4 protein-coding genes are annotated in these 2985 nt (G+C 34.9%); all 4 read right to left on the bottom strand.

The annotated features are described in order from the left end of the window. The coding region (locus tag HMPREF9943_RS09600; protein WP_004804495.1) for a hypothetical protein at positions 1-495 on the bottom strand (495 nt) is incomplete at its 3' end. A gap of 174 nt (positions 496-669) precedes the next feature. After that, on the bottom strand, positions 670-2112 hold the full coding sequence (locus tag HMPREF9943_RS09595; protein ID WP_004804493.1) for an AlbA family DNA-binding domain-containing protein: 1443 nt from the start codon (positions 2110-2112) through the stop codon (positions 670-672). A 2-nt stretch (positions 2113-2114) separates the two neighbouring features. Further along, the gene (locus HMPREF9943_RS09590; RefSeq protein ID WP_004804490.1) at positions 2115-2294 is read right to left on the bottom strand and encodes an AbrB/MazE/SpoVT family DNA-binding domain-containing protein; all 180 of its coding nucleotides are present in this window, start codon (positions 2292-2294) and stop codon (positions 2115-2117) included. A gap of 83 nt (positions 2295-2377) precedes the next feature. After that, on the bottom strand, positions 2378-2985 hold a 608-nt coding region (locus HMPREF9943_RS09585), incomplete at its 5' end, for a DNA topoisomerase (RefSeq protein ID WP_004804488.1).

The following is a 2985-nucleotide window of genomic DNA, read 5'->3' as shown; positions in this document are numbered from 1 at the left end:
ATCCTCATCCGCTACTCTAAGTTCATTCATTAAGGTATCTATTTTTTCATCACCGTAGAGTCTGCTTAAAGAAAAGATGTTTTCAAGTGTGCTTTTACTTTCATCATAGCCCTCGCTTTTAATCATTTCCTTTAACACATCTTGATGGTTTTCTTTGTCAAACTTCCAAAGATTTACTTCGTTGACATCTCTGTTTCTTGAAACTGTCTGACCTATATCAAAAATATAGTCCACTTCTTTGAATGTGCCATAGTCCTCTAAAATGGGGATACCTTTCTGTCCTCGCATTACTGTTCGATTAAAACGTTCCCTCCAGTAGTCAAACTTGGCACAAGCTATTGCTTCAGGATTTTTATCATAGATACTTAATTGACTTCTAAAGTCATATCTTTGATTGTTTCCGACAACCTTTAAGAGCTTCAGATACTCTGCTTCACTATGAAGCACATCTTGTTTTATAAGCTCCAAAATGTTATGAAAATCATTTATTCGCATTTTTACCTCCTTCGTTTTTCCAAACAAAAAAAGGCGGTTAGATTTTACTCTAATCACCTTTTTATTCTGTGTATTGCAACTTACTGCAACTTAATTTTTCTGCTGCAAAACCTTATTGTATGACACTTTTAGAAATCAATTACCTACTAAAAATCATAGTTCTGCAACTTACTTTTATTCATTAAGTTCCCAGTGTCCGCTATTACCACTTCCTACATACTTCAGATTATCTATTTCCTTTATAGCTCTTTCAATAGTCTTTACGCTAACTCCAGCTTCATCTGCAATAGCCTTTCTTGTAATCCTATCATTGCTTCTCACTTTTTCTTTAATAAACTCTGCGAGGGCTATCTTATCGTGAGCGACATCGTGAACGACACCCTGAGCGACATCATGAGCGACATTGTCGCCCCCAACCTTTTGCGTCGCTATCTTCTTTAGAGGAATAATCGTTCTAAATATATCTCCCTCCTCAAATAACGGGTTTTCTCCTGAATAAAGCTGTGTGTACTTGTAGGTATTTCGCATTCCTGAACCAAGTTCATCTGCAAGACCTATTTCTCTAAACACCTTTGATATAGCAGGATTCTTAGGAAATGGCTCAAACTTCTGTAAATCTAAAGTTCCCATTCCATGAGCCAAGTTGCTGTTTTCAACAGTAATTTTCTCATCATCAATAATCATCTTTGCAGGATACCCACTTGAATAATCCCTATGAGCCAATGTATTGGAAACTATCTCTCTAAGTATCCTATCTCTTGCATTAACATTTACAATTCCGTCTAAGACAAATAAATCGTTCAAATGCTTCTGCCCAAACTCTATAAGCCTGTCATAGCTATCAATCAGATTTGTTATGACAACATCTCTATCATCATATCTATCCTTGTTTTCAACTCTGAATATTGCATCTGTTTTGTGTTGTGGAAGAACGGACATAATCGAGTTGTCTTTTCCAAATAACAGAATAGCAGCTAATGTAATTCCCTCACGCTTTGTTTCCGGATCTGTCAGAATGAGATTAGCACTTCTAAGAAGTTCTTCATTACTCATATTCTCCCAAACATGATTTTTATTTCGGGAAACAGCCATTTTCTTAGCTTTATCAATAACAGAAGCATCAAGAAAATCAATATCCAGATTCGGATATACTTTATTTACAAAATAGCTTCCTTGCTTTCTTGCATATAGCTTATATACAAGTTCGGAATGGTCTGTGATATTGATGTCTCCCTCATAAGACCTATCCCAAATTCTTCCGTTATGCCTGCACACCTGATAACCTTCCGGCACTCTGATGTAAATTACTTTTTTCTCATCTATATTAAAGACTTCAGGAAGCAAATAAAGTGGTGGATACATCTTTTGCGAGTTATTGATTGCCGTAGTAAATTCCTTAATCACTTTATCAACTTTGTCTTTACTAACACCGACAATCTCTCTTTTATCATTTACACCGAGTAAAATATGTCCGCCATTTCTATTATTGAAGGAGCATACTGTATCAAAGACATCTTTGGTTAAAGCATCTTTAGATTCTTTAAACTCAACATCTATCTTCTCTCCATTTTGAATTAACTTCTTTATTTCATCTATCGTCATCTGCTTTTTCACCATCTTTATTCCCCAATGTTTTCTTCAATAAAAACTTTGGAATTTTGAATTTCAACTTTATCTTTATTAACTACAAAAGTAACATAATCTCCATTTTCTAAATTCAAAAGTTCCCTTATCCTTTTCGGAATAGTAACCTGTCCTTTTGCCATAACTTTTGCAGTATCCATAAATATATCTTTCATACTTACTTCCTTTCGCCCTACTTTTCCTACAAAAGATTATAGCACTTTTAAGACATTTTTTCCACTCTAAAATTAGTAGCCACTTACTTTCTATATGTCAGAACAACCTCTTTTATCTCATTTTCAATCTCCTCTAAAAATTCTTCCTTTGAAGATTTCCCCTGTGCAATATCGGATAGCTCCATTTCCCACTTTGCGGTAGTTTCTGCTGACTTAAAGCTATCAGATACTATTGTTACAAGGCTAATTCCTTTATGCGTGGCTACAAGATTTTTCTTATCTCTTTCTACAAATCCCTTAAAGATTAGATTTTCAATAATCCCTGCCCTTGTTGCAGGCGTTCCAAGTCCTTTCCTTTCCACTTCTACACCTTTTTCTAAAGCATCATTTCCTGCAATCTCCATAGACTTTAAGAGCGTATCTTCAGTAAAGTGTTTCGGAGGTTGGGTAAATTTCTCTTTAATCTCTTTATCTTCAATGCTAATAACACCGCCAACGATTACATCCGGAAGTTCTGTATCCTCATTATTTTGGGACTTATATTCCTTCAAATACTTTGTAAATCCCTCGTCTTTTATAACCTTTCCTGAACTTGTAAATTCAAATCCGTCAAATTCAGCTACTATCTTCGTTATATTTTCAATGAGTGGATAACCTACACTTGCGTGAAATTTATCGGATATAAGGAAAT

Source organism: Eggerthia catenaformis OT 569 = DSM 20559 (assembly GCF_000340375.1).
GTDB classification, from domain to species: Bacteria; Bacillota_I; Bacilli_A; order Erysipelotrichales; family Coprobacillaceae; genus Eggerthia; species Eggerthia catenaformis.
The sequence above is the reverse complement of the archived record's forward strand: the minus strand, read 5'-3'. Positions and strand labels throughout refer to the sequence as shown.